General features: G+C 56.6%; 14 protein-coding genes. 10 read left to right on the forward strand and 4 right to left on the reverse strand.

The features are described from left to right. Positions 1–6: 6 nt before the first annotated feature. Positions 7–1,392, forward strand: coding sequence for a DNA repair protein RadA (gene radA / locus AB6731_RS13645; RefSeq protein ID WP_014168542.1), 1,386 nt, complete (start codon positions 7–9; stop codon positions 1,390–1,392). 35 nt (positions 1,393–1,427) lie between these two features. After that, on the forward strand, positions 1,428–2,660 hold the full coding sequence (nadR, locus tag AB6731_RS13650; RefSeq protein WP_014168543.1) for a multifunctional transcriptional regulator/nicotinamide-nucleotide adenylyltransferase/ribosylnicotinamide kinase NadR: 1,233 nt from the start codon (positions 1,428–1,430) through the stop codon (positions 2,658–2,660). A gap of 58 nt (positions 2,661–2,718) precedes the next feature. On the opposite strand, the gene AB6731_RS13655 is transcribed toward nadR, so the two are convergent. Then, positions 2,719–3,720, reverse strand: a complete 1,002-nt coding sequence (locus AB6731_RS13655) for a zinc-binding alcohol dehydrogenase family protein (protein ID WP_020885270.1) — start codon at positions 3,718–3,720, stop codon at positions 2,719–2,721. A gap of 108 nt (positions 3,721–3,828) precedes the next feature. Here AB6731_RS13655 and AB6731_RS13660 point away from each other — a divergent pair, with 108 nt between their 5' ends. Next, positions 3,829–4,728, forward strand: coding sequence for a LysR family transcriptional regulator (locus AB6731_RS13660; protein ID WP_025205491.1), 900 nt, complete (start codon positions 3,829–3,831; stop codon positions 4,726–4,728). Positions 4,729–4,791: 63 nt separating this feature from the next. On the opposite strand, the gene ettA is transcribed toward AB6731_RS13660, so the two are convergent. Further along, positions 4,792–6,459 (reverse strand): energy-dependent translational throttle protein EttA, encoded by a 1,668-nt coding sequence (gene ettA, locus AB6731_RS13665; protein WP_014168546.1) that lies wholly within the window; start codon positions 6,457–6,459, stop codon positions 4,792–4,794. A gap of 227 nt (positions 6,460–6,686) precedes the next feature. Here ettA and sltY point away from each other — a divergent pair, with 227 nt between their 5' ends. Both sltY and trpR read left to right on the forward strand, forming a co-directional pair. Beyond that, positions 6,687–8,624: a murein transglycosylase gene (gene sltY, locus AB6731_RS13670; RefSeq protein WP_014168547.1), complete on the forward strand. Its 1,938-nt coding sequence runs from the start codon at positions 6,687–6,689 to the stop codon at positions 8,622–8,624. 54 nt (positions 8,625–8,678) lie between these two features. Next, positions 8,679–9,008 (forward strand): trp operon repressor, encoded by a 330-nt coding sequence (gene trpR / locus AB6731_RS13675; protein WP_020885267.1) that lies wholly within the window; start codon positions 8,679–8,681, stop codon positions 9,006–9,008. Here the strand turns inward: trpR and yjjX are convergent. Beyond that, positions 8,999–9,514: an inosine/xanthosine triphosphatase gene (gene yjjX / locus AB6731_RS13680; RefSeq protein ID WP_014168549.1), complete on the reverse strand. Its 516-nt coding sequence runs from the start codon at positions 9,512–9,514 to the stop codon at positions 8,999–9,001. The two genes, trpR and yjjX, sit on opposite strands and share 10 nt — an antisense overlap. 50 nt (positions 9,515–9,564) lie before the next feature. Between yjjX and gpmB the strand changes: the two genes are divergently transcribed. Continuing rightward, entirely contained in the window at positions 9,565–10,212 is a 648-nt protein-coding gene (gpmB, locus tag AB6731_RS13685; RefSeq protein WP_014168550.1) for a 2,3-diphosphoglycerate-dependent phosphoglycerate mutase GpmB, read from the forward strand. Here gpmB and robA read toward each other — a convergent pair. Beyond that, positions 10,209–11,078, reverse strand: coding sequence for an MDR efflux pump AcrAB transcriptional activator RobA (gene robA, locus AB6731_RS13690; RefSeq protein WP_014168551.1), 870 nt, complete (start codon positions 11,076–11,078; stop codon positions 10,209–10,211). The two genes, gpmB and robA, sit on opposite strands and share 4 nt — an antisense overlap. Before the next feature lie 211 nt (positions 11,079–11,289). On the opposite strand from robA, the gene creA reads away from it, so the two are divergent. Genes creA through creD form a run of 4 tightly spaced genes read left to right on the forward strand, consistent with a single transcriptional unit; the run spans position 11,290 to position 15,297 of the window. Next, complete coding sequence (gene creA, locus AB6731_RS13695; RefSeq protein ID WP_014168552.1) at positions 11,290–11,760, forward strand: protein CreA; 471 nt, start codon at positions 11,290–11,292, stop codon at positions 11,758–11,760. A 14-nt stretch (positions 11,761–11,774) separates the two neighbouring features. Next, positions 11,775–12,464 carry a two-component system response regulator CreB gene (creB, locus tag AB6731_RS13700; protein ID WP_014168553.1) on the forward strand — a complete coding sequence of 230 codons (690 nt, stop codon included), beginning with the start codon at positions 11,775–11,777 and terminating at the stop codon, positions 12,462–12,464. Continuing rightward, positions 12,464–13,888, forward strand: a complete 1,425-nt coding sequence (gene creC / locus AB6731_RS13705) for a two-component system sensor histidine kinase CreC (protein ID WP_371006480.1) — start codon at positions 12,464–12,466, stop codon at positions 13,886–13,888. The genes creB and creC overlap by 1 nt, the downstream gene beginning before the upstream one ends. A 56-nt stretch (positions 13,889–13,944) precedes the next feature. Continuing rightward, on the forward strand, positions 13,945–15,297 hold the full coding sequence (gene creD / locus AB6731_RS13710; protein ID WP_059306844.1) for a cell envelope integrity protein CreD: 1,353 nt from the start codon (positions 13,945–13,947) through the stop codon (positions 15,295–15,297). Positions 15,298–15,318 lie beyond the last annotated feature (21 nt).

A 15,318-nucleotide genomic window follows, 5' to 3' on the forward strand; every position in this document is an offset into this window, starting at 1 on the left:
TAAACCGTGGCGAAAGCTCCAAAACGCGCATTTGTCTGTAATGAATGTGGTGCGGATTATCCGCGCTGGCAGGGGCAATGTAGCGCCTGTCATGCCTGGAACACCATCACCGAAGTGCGTGGTGTGGCGGCTTCGCCGAGCGTGGCCCGCAATGAACGCCTGAGCGGTTATGCCGGCAACGCCGGTGTCGCGAAAGTGCAAAAGCTCTCGGATATTAGCCTCGAAGAGCTGCCGCGTTTCTCGACCGGATTCAAAGAGTTTGACCGTGTGCTCGGCGGGGGAGTGGTGCCGGGCAGTGCGATCCTGATCGGCGGTAACCCGGGAGCGGGTAAATCAACACTGCTGTTGCAAACGCTCTGCAAGCTCGCCGAACAGATGAAAACCCTGTACGTCACCGGTGAAGAGTCCCTGCAGCAGGTGGCGATGCGTGCGCACCGTCTTGGCCTGCCAACCGGCAACCTCAACATGCTTTCGGAAACCAGCATCGAGCAAATCTGCATGATTGCCGAAGAAGAGCAGCCGAAGCTGATGGTTATCGACTCCATTCAGGTGATGCACATGGCGGATATCCAGTCTTCACCGGGGAGCGTGGCGCAGGTGCGTGAAACCGCCGCCTATCTCACGCGCTTTGCCAAAACGCGCGGTGTGGCGATTGTGATGGTCGGCCACGTCACGAAAGATGGCTCGCTGGCGGGGCCGAAAGTGCTGGAGCACTGTATCGACTGCTCCGTCATGCTCGACGGCGATGCCGATTCCCGTTTCCGTACGTTGCGCAGCCACAAAAACCGTTTTGGTGCGGTGAACGAGTTGGGCGTGTTTGCCATGACCGAGCAGGGGCTGCGTGAAGTCAGCAACCCGTCTGCCATCTTCCTCAGCCGGGGCGATGAAGTGACCTCCGGTAGCTCGGTGATGGTGCTCTGGGAAGGGACGCGTCCGCTGCTCGTGGAAATTCAGGCGCTGGTGGATCACTCAATGATGGGTAACCCACGGCGTGTGGCCGTTGGCCTGGAACAAAACCGCCTGGCGATCCTGTTGGCCGTACTGCACCGCCACGGCGGCCTGCAGATGGCGGATCAGGACGTGTTCGTCAACGTGGTCGGCGGGGTCAAAGTCACTGAGACCAGTGCGGATCTGGCGCTGCTGCTGGCAATGGTCTCCAGCCTGCGTGACAGACCGCTGCCGCAGGACCTGGTGGTGTTTGGTGAAGTGGGTCTGGCCGGGGAGATCCGCCCGGTGCCAAGCGGCCAGGAGCGCATCTCCGAGGCGGCGAAGCACGGCTTTCGCCGCGCCATTGTGCCCGCCGCCAACGTGCCGAAAAAAATCCCCGAAGGGATGCAGGTCTTTGGCGTGAAGAAACTCGCAGATGCGTTAAATGTCTTTGACGACTTATAATTACGTATTCGATTTTGCAGGAGGCACCGTAATTTATGTCATCATTTGACTACATCAAGACCGCAATCCGCCAGAAAGGCTGCACGCTGCAGCAGGTGGCGGATGCCAGCGGCATGACCAAAGGCTACCTGAGCCAACTGCTGAACGCCAAAATCAAAAGCCCCAGCGCACAAAAGCTGGAAGCGTTGCACCGCTTTCTGGGGCTTGAATTCCCGCGTATGCAAAAGAACGTCGGCGTGGTATTTGGTAAGTTTTACCCGCTGCATACCGGGCACATCTATCTGATCCAGCGTGCCTGTAGCCAGGTGGACGAGCTGCATATCATCATGGGTTACGATGAAACCCGCGACCGTCAGCTGTTCGAGGACAGCGCCATGTCGCAGCAGCCAACCGTGCCGGATCGCCTGCGCTGGCTGCTGCAGACCTTTAAGTACCAGAAAAACATTCGTATTCATGCTTTTAATGAAGAGGGCATGGAGCCGTATCCGCACGGCTGGGATGTGTGGAGCAATGGCGTCAAAGCGTTCATGGACGAAAAGGGGATCACCCCGAACTGGATCTACACCTCTGAAGAGTCCGATGCGCCGCAGTTCCGCGAGCATCTGGGCATTGAAACCGTGCTGATCGATCCAAAGCGTACCTTTATGAACATCAGCGGGGCGCTGATCCGCGAAAACCCGTTCCGCTACTGGGATTACATCCCAACCGAGGTAAAACCGTTCTTTGTGCGCACCGTTGCGATTCTGGGCGGCGAGTCGAGCGGGAAATCGACGCTGGTCAACAAGCTGGCCAACATCTTTAACACCACCAGTGCGTGGGAGTACGGGCGTGATTACGTCTTCTCTCATCTGGGCGGTGACGAGATGGCGTTGCAGTACTCCGACTACGATAAAATCGCGCTGGGTCATGCGCAGTACATTGATTTCGCGGTGAAATACGCCAATAAAGTGGCCTTCATTGATACCGATTTCGTCACCACCCAGGCGTTTTGCAAAAAATACGAGGGACGCGAGCATCCGTTTGTGCAGGCGCTGATAGACGAATACCGCTTTGACCTGGTGATTTTGCTCGAAAACAACACCCCGTGGGTTGCCGACGGGATCCGCAGCCTCGGCAGTTCCGTCGACAGAAAAGAGTTCCAGAGCATGCTCATCGACATGCTGCACGAAAATAACGTGGAGTTTGTGCATGTGGAGGAGTCAGATTACGACAGCCGTTTCCTGCGCTGCGTAGAGCTGGTGAAAGAGATGATGGGAGAGCAGGGGTAATTCCCTCATCCTAACCCTCTCCTGAGGGAGAGGGCCGGTGTGAGGGGGAACACCCCCCTCAATATTCCACCACCACTTTGCCACGCATATGGCCGTCCAGCACTTTACGGTGCGCTTCGGTGATGCTTTCGACGCTCAGCCCGTGCAGCGTTTCGCTCAGTGAGCTTTCCACCACGCCGTTATCCACCAGCTTCGCAACCTCGTTTAAGATCTCGCCCTGACGCGCCATGTCGGCAGTCTGGTACATGCTGCGGGTGTACATAAACTCCCAGTGCAGCGCGGCGGATTTGGATTTCAGCTTATCCTGGTTCAGCGGATGTGCGTTCTCAACGATGGAGCAGATATGCCCCTGCGGTGCGATCAGTTCACTGACGGCATCCCAGTGGCCGTCGGTATCATTGAGAATGAAAATGTAATCCACAAACGTCAGGCCTTGTTTAGCCAGTTCACCTTTCAGGTCCCGGTAATTCACCACGTGATCGGCACCGCGATCGCGACACCACTGAGCAGAATCTTCCCGCGAGGCGGTCGCGACGATCTTCACGTTGCTGCGATGTTTCGCAAACGGGATCGCCAGCGATCCTACGCCGCCCGCGCCGCCAATAATGAGCAGCGTTTTGTCCGGGCCGGCATCCTGGATATTCAGCCGTTCAAACAATCCTTCCCAGGCGGTGAGGGCGGTTAACGGCAAGGCGGCCGCGGCAGCCCAGCCGAGGCTTACCGGCTTATGCCCGACAATGCGCGCATCGATCAGCTGATGGGTGGTATTGCTGCCCGGGCGGGTAATATCGCCCGCGTACCACACTTCATCCCCCGGTTTAAAACCGCTAACGCCTGCACCCACGGCTTTCACAATGCCGCTGGCGTCCCAGCCGAGAACGCGTGGTTCTGTCAGGCCGCTTCTGACGATGCCCGCGTGAACTTTGGTATCGACCGGGTTGATGGAAACGGCTTTTACCTCAACCAGCAGATCGTGCTCGCCGGGCTGCGGCATCGGTTGGGTAATTTCAATGAAATCAGCAGGACTGTCTGGATTAACGGCAATGGCTTTAACTGACATGGTGAGCTCCTTAATGGAAAGCGTGTTGTTGAGACTAGTCTATTAAGTGCACAGCCGCGTGATAAGATGGACAATTAAGAACGAAGTGTTCGTACAGGATGAACAATCATGTTTAAACAACTTCAGGATATGGCGCTGTTTGCGCTGGTGGCAGAGTTGGGCAGCTTTACCGCGGCGGCACAGAAAGCTGAGCTGCCGAAATCCAGCGTCAGCCAGCGAATCAGCCAGCTTGAGCAGCAGGTGGGGATCCGCTTGCTCAATCGTACTACGCGCAGGCTGAACCTGACGTTCGCTGGCGAGCACTATCTGGTTCACTGCCGCGAGATGCTGGCGGCAAGTGAACGGGCGGAGTACGCCATTCAGCGGCTGCGTGAAAACCCCAGCGGTCGACTGCGCATCACCTGCCCGGCCGGGATCGGCGCGACGCTGCTGGCGCATTTGAATGCGGAGTTCCAGCTCCGCTATCCGGACGTTTCGCTTGACGTGTCCATTTCTGACGACGTGCTCGACCTGGTCGAGTCAGGTTTTGACGTGGCGCTGCGTACCGGTAAGCCGCAGGACTCCTCCCTGATTGGCCGTATGATCGGTCATTGCCCGCGTTATATGCTGGCCTCACCGACTTACCTGGCGCGCCGGGAGCCGCTGACGCATCCCCGGCAGCTGGTGGATCACCGCTGTATTACCCACAAGGCGTGGTCTGAGTGGCTGCTGCAAAGCGAAAGTGAGGATTACCGTTATCTGCCGGATAACGCCCATCTGACGGATAATCTGGTGTATGCGCGCGAATGTGCCATCGCTGGCGCCGGGATCACGCTGCTTCCCGCTTTTTTGCTTGAGGATAAGGTTGAAAAGGGCGCGCTGGTGAAGGTGCTGCCGGAGTGGAACGTCGAGGGGAACGATCTGTGGCTGGCTTACCCGAGCCGCAAGCTGAACTCGCCGGCGCTGATGCGTTATATCGACTTTGCGATGCAGTGTGATGAGGTGAAGCGGTTTTACGTGGGTGGGTGAACGGTGCGTCACTCACAGGGTGTAGGAACAAAAAAAACGGCAACTGACGTTGCCGTTTTACATTTATTTCGCGATACGTTTGTACTTAATACGTTTCGGCTCCAGCGCATCCGCGCCCAGCGTACGTTTCTTGTACTCTTCGTATTCGGTGAAGTTACCTTCGAAGAACTCCACTTTCCCCTCGTCCTGGTAGTCCAGGATGTGGGTTGCGATACGGTCAAGGAACCAACGGTCGTGCGAGATAACCATTGCACAGCCCGGGAACTCCAGCAGGGCGTTTTCCAGTGCGCGCAGGGTTTCAATGTCCAGGTCGTTGGTCGGTTCATCGAGCAGCAGCACGTTACCGCCAACCTGCAGCAGTTTGGCCAGGTGCAGACGACCACGTTCACCACCGGAGAGCTCGCCCACGCGTTTACCCTGGTCGGTGCCTTTGAAGTTAAAGCGGCCAACGTAAGCGCGGCTTGGCATTTCGGTGTTACCGATACGCATGATATCCAGTCCGCCGGACACTTCTTCCCACACGGTTTTGCTGTTATCCATGGCGTCACGGAACTGGTCAACGGAAGCCAGTTTCACGGTTTCACCCAGAGTGATTGAACCACTGTCTGGCTGTTCCTGACCGGACATCATGCGGAACAGGGTGGATTTACCCGCGCCGTTCGGACCGATGATCCCCACGATGGCACCTTTCGGTACGGAGAAGGTCAGGTCGTCAATCAGCAGGCGATCGCCATAAGACTTACGCAGATTGGTGACTTCAACCACTTTATCCCCCAGACGTGCACCAGGCGGAATAAACAGTTCGTTGGTCTCGTTACGTTTCTGGTATTCGGTGTTGTTCAGCTCTTCAAAGCGTGCCAGACGGGCTTTGCCCTTAGACTGACGGCCTTTAGCGCCCTGACGAACCCACTCCAGCTCTTTCTCGATAGACTTACGACGCGCGGCTTCCTGAGAGGCTTCCTGCGCCAGACGCTGGTCTTTCTGCTCCAGCCAGGAGGAGTAGTTGCCTTCCCATGGAATGCCTTCACCACGGTCAAGCTCCAGGATCCAGCCTGCAACGTTGTCGAGGAAGTAACGGTCGTGGGTGATCGCCACAACGGTACCTTCGAAGTCGTGCAGGAAACGCTCCAGCCATGCCACGGATTCCGCATCCAGGTGGTTGGTCGGTTCGTCGAGCAGCAGCATGTCTGGTTTTTCCAGCAGCAGACGGCACAGCGCCACGCGGCGGCGTTCACCCCCGGAGAGGTTCGCGATTTTCGCATCCCAGTCTGGCAAACGCAGGGCGTCAGCGGCGCGCTCGAGCTGCACGTTCAGGTTGTGGCCGTCATGCGCCTGGATAATCTCTTCAAACTTGCCTTGCTGAGCGGCCAGTTTATCGAAGTCCGCATCCGGTTCAGCGTATTTGGCATACACTTCATCCAGACCTTTCAGTGCGTTAACGACGTCAGAAACCGCCTCTTCAACGGATTCACGAACGGTGTGTTCCGGGTTGAGCTGAGGCTCCTGCGGCAGGTAGCCAATTTTGATGCCAGGCTGCGGACGGGCTTCACCTTCGATGTCTGTATCGATGCCGGCCATGATGCGCAGCAGGGTGGACTTACCGGCACCGTTGAGACCCAGAACACCGATTTTTGCGCCCGGGAAGAAGCTCAGCGAGATATTTTTAAGAATATGACGTTTCGGCGGGACAACTTTGCCGACACGATGCATGGTATAAACGAATTGAGCCACGTTGGACTTCGCCTCTTTTATCGTGATGAGAAAGAATATCAGCCTCGAAGTGTAGCCTTTTTCCCGTCCTAATCCCAGCCAGGAACGTCGGGAGTGTTAAAACGCGCAAGAAAGGTAAAAAAGTGTCCGCGACGTGGCGCGTTGCAGGATGCCTGGTTAGCATAAGTTAATTAGACTTTGACGTGGCAAGACGCTGCAATTGACGAAAAAACAATGAGGAAGAGCTTGTGGGAAAAGCCAAACAGGTGGTCTGGCGTCTGCTGGCTGCCAGCGTATGCGTGATGGCGGCAAGCCAGGCGGTGCATGCCGATTCACTGGATGAACAACGTAATCGCTACGCCCAGATTAAACAGGCGTGGGACAATAAGCAGATGGATACCGTGCAGGCGCTGATGCCGACCTTAAAAGCGTATCCTCTCTATCCGTATCTGGAGTATCGGCAGATCACTGACGATCTCATGAATCAACCCACGGTCACCGTGAATAACTTTATTCAGGCGAACCCGACGCTGCCACCCGCGCGGACGCTGCAGTCTCGTTTTGTGAACGAACTGGCACGTCGTGAAGACTGGCGTGGGCTGCTGGCGTTTAGCCCGGAAAAACCGAACACCACCGAAGCCCAGTGTAACTATTACTATGCGAAGTGGGTTACCGGACAGCAGGAAGAGGCCTGGGCGGGCGCGAAGGATCTGTGGTTGACCGGAAAAAGCCAGCCAAATGCCTGTGATTCCCTCTTTGGCGCATGGCGTGCGTCAGGTAAGCAGGATCCGCTGGCGTACCTTGAACGTATTCGCCTGGCGATGAAAGCCGGAAACACGCGGCTGGTTACCACGCTTGCGGGACAAATGCCGTCTGATTATCAGACGATCTCAACCGCCGTCATCGCCCTGGCGAACGATCCGAACAGCGTACTGACCTTTGCCCGCAGCACCGGCGCGACCGATTTTACCCGCCAGATGGCCGCGGTGGCTTTTGCCAGCGTGGCGCGTGACGACGTGGAAAATGCGCGGCTGATGATCCCGCAGCTGGTGCAGGCGCAGCAGCTCAATGAAGATCAAACTCAGGAGCTGCGCGACATTGTGGCGTGGCGACTGATGAGCACCGATGTAACCGACGAGCAGGCGCGCTGGCGAGACGATGCGATTATGCGTTCGAACTCCACATCGCTGGTGGAGCGCCGCGTGCGTATGGCGCTGGGGACGGGCGATCGCCGGGGGCTGAATACCTGGCTTGCGCGTCTGCCAATGGACGCCAAAGAGAAAGACGAATGGCGTTACTGGCAGGCGGATCTGCTGATGGAGCGCGGGCGTGACGATGAAGCCAAAGAGATCCTTCATGCGCTGATGCAGCAGCGTGGGTTCTATCCGATGGCGGCCGCGCAGCGTCTGGGTGAGGAGTACACGTTCCGCATTGATAAAGCCCCTGCTAACGCCAACCCGGCGTTGACTCAGGGGCCAGAAATGGCGCGCGTTCGCGAGCTGATGTACTGGAACATGGACAATACCGCCCGTAGCGAATGGGCGAATCTGGTGACCAGCCGTACGACCGATGAGAAGGCACAGCTTGCCCGCTATGCCTTTGATAACCACTGGTGGGATCTGAGCGTGCAGGCAACGATCGCCGGCAAGCTGTGGGATCATCTCGAAGAGCGTTTCCCGCTGGCCTATAAAGATCTGTTCGAGCGCTACACCAGCGGTAAAGACATTCCGCAAAGCTACGCCATGGCCATTGCCCGTCAGGAGAGTGCGTGGAACCCGAAAGTCCGTTCCCCGGTCGGGGCCAGCGGCCTGATGCAGGTGATGCCGGGAACCGCGACGCACACGGTGAAGATGTTTAACATCCCGGGATACAGCAGCCCGTCACAGCTGCTGGATCCGGAGACCAACATCAATATCGGTACCAGCTACCTGCAGTATGTTTATCAGCAGTTCGGCAATAACCGCATCTTCTCCTCGGCGGCGTATAACGCAGGCCCGGGCCGCGTGCGCACCTGGCTTGGCAACAGCGCCGGGCGCATTGACGCCGTCGCGTTTGTGGAAAGTATTCCGTTCTCGGAAACCCGCGGCTATGTGAAGAACGTATTGGCTTATGACGCCTACTATCGCTATTTCATGGGACAAAAAGATACCCTGATGAGCGATGCTGAGTGGCAGAGACGTTACTGATGGAGCGGGTTGTGTTATGCTGTACTCGTTAATGAGTACAACAGGCGGCATAACATGACCCAGCATTCCCCGTATTCCTCGGCAATGGCCGAACAACGTCATCAGGAGTGGCTTCGTTTTGTGGAGTTGCTCCGCCAGTCTTACGACCAGGATCTGCATTTGCCTTTATTGCAGCTGATGCTGACGCCGGATGAGCGTGAAGCCCTGGGCACACGCGTGCGGATCATCGAAGAGCTGTTGCGCGGTGAGATGAGTCAGCGTGAGCTCAAAAATGAGCTGGGCGCGGGTATCGCGACGATCACCCGCGGATCGAACAGCCTGAAATCCGCGCCGGTGGAACTGCGTCAGTGGCTGGAGTCTGTGCTGCTGGGCGCTCAGCGATAAATCGCGTTATGGAACGGGCTCAGGGCCAGAATCACCGCCTGGTGGTAAACGCCTGAACGCGTCAGCGCGCCAGCGGTAAAGACGCCAATCGCGCCTTCTTTGCGGCCAATTTCATCGATGCCGGTGTACTGAGACATCACCGGCCCGAGCGCTTCACCCGCGGACACTTTTTCCAGAATGATTTTTGGCAGCGGCAGAGTTGCTGAACGCGCTTCTCCACGCTGTTCACGGTTCTCGATGACCACCCAGCTGAACGTCGCGCCTTCGTCGATACCCGCTTCAATTGCCACCCAGAAGTCAGCATCCGGTGCGGCAGCCCTGGCGTTTGCCACGCGATTTCGTGCGCCAGCGCGCGTTTCCTCGCTGCCAAACGGCTGTTCAGGCACGCCGCTCTCGACGCCGATGGCATCAATATGGCAGGATCCTTCGCCGAAAATCTCTTCGAATGCCCTTAGAATTGCCTGAATTTTGGCAGGATTGGTGGTAGCAGAGACAACATGGTGCATAATTAAGCTCGATTCAAAAAAAACTCATCGCAGTATAACGGAAAAAAAGCATGTTACAGGTATACCTTGTTCGCCACGGTGAGACGCAGTGGAACGCCGAGCGACGTATTCAAGGCCAGTCAGACAGTCCTCTTACTGAAAAGGGTGTGCAGCAGGCGTGGCAGGTGGCAGAACGCGCCAGAACGCTGGGCATTACGCATGTTATCACCAGCGACTTAGGTCGCACACAGCAGACGGCGCGCATCATTGCCGATGCCTGTGGTTGTGATGTCATGATCGAGCCGCGTCTGCGCGAGCTGGATATGGGCGTGCTGGAAAAACGGCATATCGATACGCTGACGGAAACGGAAGAGGGCTGGCGTCGCACGCTGGTCAACGGCACCGAAGATGGCCGTATTCCGGAAGGCGAATCCATGCAGGAGCTGAGCGTGCGCATGCATGCCGCGCTGGCGGAATGCCTGAAGCTTCCGGCCGGGAGCCGTCCGCTGCTGGTGAGTCACGGTATTGCGCTGGGCTGCCTGGTGAGCACGATTCTGGGGTTACCTGCGTATGCAGAGCGCCGTTTGCGTCTGCGCAACTGCTCTATTTCCCGTATCGACTATCAGGAAAGCGCGTGGCTGGCGTCAGGTTGGGTCGTAGAGATGGCAGGGGACATTTCGCATCTTGATGCCCCTGCACTTGACGAACTTCAGCGTTAACGACGTATCGGAATTAAGAATTCCATACGCAGATTGATGGGGCCTTCTTCCGGTTTAGCATCGCTTGCCGGATAGTAGCGCTCAATATCCTGACCTTTACGGCGATTCAGGTTCAGCATTGGCATGCAGGTTCCGTAAACGGTCAGGATAAATTCCTGTACACCCGTTCCCAGCCCTTCATAAGCGAACATCACGTATTCGCCGCCTTCCAGCACCACGGGCTTTGAACCCTGAATATAGCCATTCGCCAGCTCTGGCGTTAACGCGGTGGTGTAGAACACCTCCTGCTCGTCGTCTTTTTCCTGGCTTGGGTGCGTTTCGTTGAGACCATACAGGATGGGCGGGATCGCCGGTGCATGGCTCAGGAAGTCGCGCCAGAACTGAACGCGCATCTGATGACGGAATTCTGAAATCTGCTCCAGCGAACAGGAGTAGCTTTGCGTCGTACCAATCAGGTGCGTTTCTGGCAGGGTGATAAATTCATATTTCGGCATTGCAAACTCACCCAGACGCAGCGGCGGACGCATGCCAAACGAGCTCCAGTCAGGCGAGCGGCGATAGAGCGCTGGCGTTAACGAGAACTGTTTTTTAAAGGCGCGGGTAAAGGTTTGCTGCGAGTCAAAACGATATTGCAGTGCAATATCCAGAATCGGCCGCGCGGTCAGGCGTAATGCCACCGCTGATTTTGACAGACGACGTGCGCGGATATAGGCCCCGATAGCATGACCGGTGACATCCTTGAACATCCTTTGCAGATGCCACTTGGAATAGCCTGCTTTAGCCGCCACATTATCCAGTGACAAAGGCTGGTCGAGGTGACCTTCCAGCCAGGTGAGCAGGTCGCGAATAATTCCAGCCTGATCCATATACTATCCTCATCCTTAAAACAGCAGGTGCCTGATAACAGGTTAGCGGATAATAGCATTTTTTGATGTTTTAGCATTCAGTGTTTTTTTTGCTCATTAATGCCTTTTGTTCCTCGTTTTGGGTGAATATATTCTAATCCTGTGATCTTGCTACATTTTTGTCTACAGTGTTGAATAATCGCTCAGCGTAATTCTTAAAAATGGTAACAATATGAAATACAAGACTTTGATCTTCACTGCCCTGATGTTGACGGTGGGGCACGCCGCGCAGGCGGAACAGATTGGTTCTGTCGATACCGTTTTCAAAGTGTTCGGCCCGGACCACAAGATTGTGGTGGAGGCGTTTGACGATCCGGACGTGAAAAACGTCACCTGCTACGTTAGTCGGGCGAAAACCGGGGGCATTAAAGGCGGGCTTGGGCTGGCTGAAGATACCTCAGATGCGGCAATCTCCTGCCAGCAGGTCGGCCCTGTGGAGCTGAGTGACAAAATCAAAAACGGCAAAGCGCAGGGCGACGTTGTGTTCCAGAAACGGACCTCGCTGGTGTTTAAAAAGCTGCAGGTGGTGCGTTTTTATGACGCCAAACGCAACACGCTCGCCTATCTGGCCTATTCCGACAAAGTGGTTGAAGGCTCACCGAAAAACGCCATCAGCGCCGTGCCGATCATGCCATGGCACTAATTCAGGGATGAATCATGCAGCAACCTCTGGTCTGGCTGGTTGAGGACGAAATCAGTATTGCCGACACGCTACTCTACATGCTTCAGCAGGAGGGGTTTGCGGTGAAGGCTTTCGGGCGTGGGTTACCGGTACTGGAAGAGGCGCGGCGGCAGGTTCCCGCGCTGGCGATTCTGGATGTCGGGTTGCCTGACATCAGCGGCTTTGAACTCTGCCGCCAGCTTCTGGCGCAGCATCCGTCACTGCCGATCCTGTTTCTGACGGCGCGAAGTGACGAGGTGGATAAGCTGCTCGGACTGGAGATGGGCGCGGATGATTATGTCGCTAAACCCTTCTCCCCGCGTGAAGTCTGTGCCCGGGTGAGGACTATTCTACGGCGGTTACAAAAATCTACCGCCCCCGCCGAGATCGTGCGTATCGGGCAGTTTGAACTGAACGAACCCGCCGCCAGAATCAGCTGGTATGGGGAGCCTTTACCGCTCACGCGCTATGAATTCCTGCTGCTCAAAACATTGTTGCAGGCGCCGGGCCGGGTCTTTTCTCGCCAGCAGCTTATGGACAAAGTGTGGGGCGAAGACGGCGATAGCTTCGATCGTACCGTGGATACGCATATCAAAACCTTGCGCGCCAAGCTGCGCGCGGTCAACGACGGGCTTTCGCCCATCAGTACCCATCGCGGGATGGGTTACAGTCTGGGGCTTTATTAATGCGTATTGGCATGCGTCTGCTGCTGGGCTATTTCCTGATTGTCGCTATCGCCGCGTGGTTTGTGCTGTCTATCTTCGTGCAGGAGGTCAAGCCCGGCGTGCGCAGAGCCACCGAAGGCACGCTGATTGACACCGCGACCCTGCTGGCGGAAGTGGGGCGAGACGACCTGCTCGCAGGCAATCCGCAGCAGGGCCAGCTGGCGCAGGCCTTTTCACGGCTCCATCAGCGGCCGTTTCGCGCCAACATTGGCGGCATTCATAAAGTCCGCAACGAATACCACGTCTACATGACCGATGCCACGGGCAAGGTGGTGTTTGATTCGGCGGGCCTGGCGGTAGGAAAAGACTACTCCCGCTGGAATGATGTCTGGCTGACGCTTCGCGGGGAATATGGCGCGCGCAGCACCCAGAGCAATCCTGACGATCCGGAAAGTACGGTGATGTATGTTGCCGCACCGGTAATGGACAGGGGCAACATTATCGGCGTGCTGTCGGTCGGAAAACCTAACAGCGCCATGGCGCCGGTTATTCACCGTAGCGAGCGGCGGATCCTGTGGGCGGGTGGGGCGCTGCTCGGCATTGCCCTGCTGATTGGTCTGCTGGTGGCGGGATGGATCAATCGTTCCATTGGCAGATTGTCGCGCTACGCCGATGCGGTGACCACAGACACGCCTCTCCCGCTGCCTAACCCCGGCAGCAGTGAGCTACGAAAGCTGGCGCAGGCGCTGGAAAATATGCGCATTCGCCTCGAGGGTAAGAATTACATCGAGCATTATGTGCATGCGCTTACTCACGAACTCAAAAGCCCGCTGGCGGCAATCCGCGGCGCGGCAGAGATCCTTAATGAGCAGCCGCCGCCGGCGGTGGCCGCGCGGTTTATCGATAATATTCTGGTGCAAAACGCGCGTATGCAGTCGCTGGTGGAAAAACTGCTCTCTCAGGCGCGTCTTGAAAACCGGGTAGAGATAGAGCCGGTGAGCGTGAGTATCAGCACGCTGTTTTCACGGCTTGCGGATTCACGCTCCGCCGTTATCACGGCGAAAAATATCATCCTGACCTGCCAGCCCACTTCGCTGCAGGTGCAGGGCGACCCTGAGCTGCTTGAACAGGCGCTGGGCAATTTGCTGGATAATGCCATCGATTTTACCCCGCAGGGCGGGACGCTTCAGCTGGCTGCCGAGGAGACGCCAACCGAGCTCCGGCTTACCGTAAGCGACAGCGGAAGCGGGATCCCGGACTATGCCATGGCGCGTATTTTTGAACGTTTTTACTCGCTCCCCCGCGAGAACGGGTTGAAAAGCAGCGGGCTGGGTCTGGCATTCGTGCAGGAGGTGGCGCGTCTGCATCAGGGGGACATTGCTCTGCATAACCAACCAGAAGGCGGCGTGAAAGCCACGCTGACACTTCACCGTCACTTCACATAACTTCAAACTGGCCCCACATAGCCCCGGTACGCTCTCCTCATCACAAAGGAGACGTAATGATGAAATCCCCCCTGTTCTGGAAAGTAAGCACCCTGCTGGGGTGCATTCTGCTGTTGTTAGTCCCGCTCTTTATGGTCAGTAACCTGATTTCGGAGCGTGAGAGCTACCGTAACGATGTTGAACACTCGCTTCGCCAAAGCACCAGCGGGCCGCAAAAGCTGGTAGGACCGCTGATTGCCATTCCTGTCACCGAGGTTTTTTACAAACTTGAGGATGAGAAAAAGGTCGAATACAAAAAAAGCTACCTGCACTTTATCCTGCCGGAATCTCTGCTCGTTGAGGGAAATCAGCGCGTGGAGTCCAGAAGCATCGGTATTTATGACGGGCAAATCTGGAACACCGATCTCAAAATAAAAGCGCAGTTTTCGACGGAGAAAATGGCGCAGCTGAAGGGCGAAACCATGACGCTGGGGCAGCCATTCCTGGTGATTGGCGTGGGTGATGCCCGGGGCATTGGTACGGTGAAGGTCGCAAAAATCAACGGTGAGGCGCTCAGCGTAGAACCTGGAACCGGCGTGTATGGCACACTTGCCGGTATTCATATTCCGCTGAGTGATAAAGCCCTTGAGCCGAAAACGCTCGCCCTTGATATGTCGTTTAACCTGGCGGGGACGGGCAGTTTTGCGGTGGTGCCGGTCGGGCGTAACAGCGAAATGACGCTGAGCAGTAACTGGCCGCACCCGGGATTTATGGGATACTATCTGCCTGTTAAGCATCAGATTAGCGAGTCTGGTTTCCAGGCAAACTGGCAGAGCAGCTGGTTTGCTAACAACATGCAAAGCTGGTTCGCCGAGGGCGAGTCACCGGAGTGGAGTTCAATCCCAGCCTTTAGCGTGACGGTTGCCACGCCAGCGGATCAGTACCAGCTGACAGACCGCGCGATCAAGTACGCTATTTTACTGATTGCCCTGACGTTTATGGCCTTCTTCGTGTTCGAAACCCTCACCGGATTGCGTCTGCACCCAATGCAGTATCTGCTGGTAGGGTTGTCGCTGGTCCTGTTCTATCTCGTCTTACTTGCCCTGTCTGAGCATGTCGGGTTTACGCCGGCCTGGATTATTGCAAGCCTTGTCGGCGCGATGATGAATGGTGTGTACCTGCAGGCGGTACTGAAAAGCTGGAGGCGAAGCGGGGTGTTTATTCTGGCGCTGCTGGGGCTGGATGTCGTGATGTGGTTCCTGCTGCGTTCTGAGGACAGCGCGTTGCTGCTGGGAGCTGCCGTACTGGCGATGGCACTGTTTGCGGTCATGTACCTGACGCGTCACCTTGACTGGTATTCGCTCTCTCAGCCGAAGCGTCCCGTCCCCCCCGTAGAACCTGATGCGGATACGATGCGAGTCTGGAAATAAAAAACGGCGCGAAAGCGCCGT

This window comes from Enterobacter sp. RCC_40 (genome assembly GCF_041360735.1).
Classification (GTDB): Bacteria; Pseudomonadota; Gammaproteobacteria; order Enterobacterales; family Enterobacteriaceae; genus Enterobacter; species Enterobacter ludwigii.

Excerpts from the sequence above, each read along its gene's own strand:
- nadR (WP_014168543.1), top strand. The coding sequence starts at position 1,428 with ATGTCATCATTTGACTACATCAAGACCGCAATCCGCCAGAAAGGCTGC.
- robA (WP_014168551.1), bottom strand. The coding sequence starts at position 11,078 with ATGGATCAGGCTGGAATTATTCGCGACCTGCTCACCTGGCTGGAAGGT.
- creB (WP_014168553.1), top strand. The coding sequence starts at position 11,775 with ATGCAGCAACCTCTGGTCTGGCTGGTTGAGGACGAAATCAGTATTGCC.
- AB6731_RS13655 (WP_020885270.1), bottom strand. The coding sequence starts at position 3,720 with ATGTCAGTTAAAGCCATTGCCGTTAATCCAGACAGTCCTGCTGATTTC.
- creD (WP_059306844.1), top strand. The coding sequence starts at position 13,945 with ATGATGAAATCCCCCCTGTTCTGGAAAGTAAGCACCCTGCTGGGGTGC.
- AB6731_RS13660 (WP_025205491.1), top strand. The coding sequence starts at position 3,829 with ATGTTTAAACAACTTCAGGATATGGCGCTGTTTGCGCTGGTGGCAGAG.
- creC (WP_371006480.1), top strand. The coding sequence starts at position 12,464 with ATGCGTATTGGCATGCGTCTGCTGCTGGGCTATTTCCTGATTGTCGCT.
- yjjX (WP_014168549.1), bottom strand. The coding sequence starts at position 9,514 with ATGCACCATGTTGTCTCTGCTACCACCAATCCTGCCAAAATTCAGGCA.
- creA (WP_014168552.1), top strand. The coding sequence starts at position 11,290 with ATGAAATACAAGACTTTGATCTTCACTGCCCTGATGTTGACGGTGGGG.
- trpR (WP_020885267.1), top strand. The coding sequence starts at position 8,679 with ATGACCCAGCATTCCCCGTATTCCTCGGCAATGGCCGAACAACGTCAT.
- gpmB (WP_014168550.1), top strand. The coding sequence starts at position 9,565 with ATGTTACAGGTATACCTTGTTCGCCACGGTGAGACGCAGTGGAACGCC.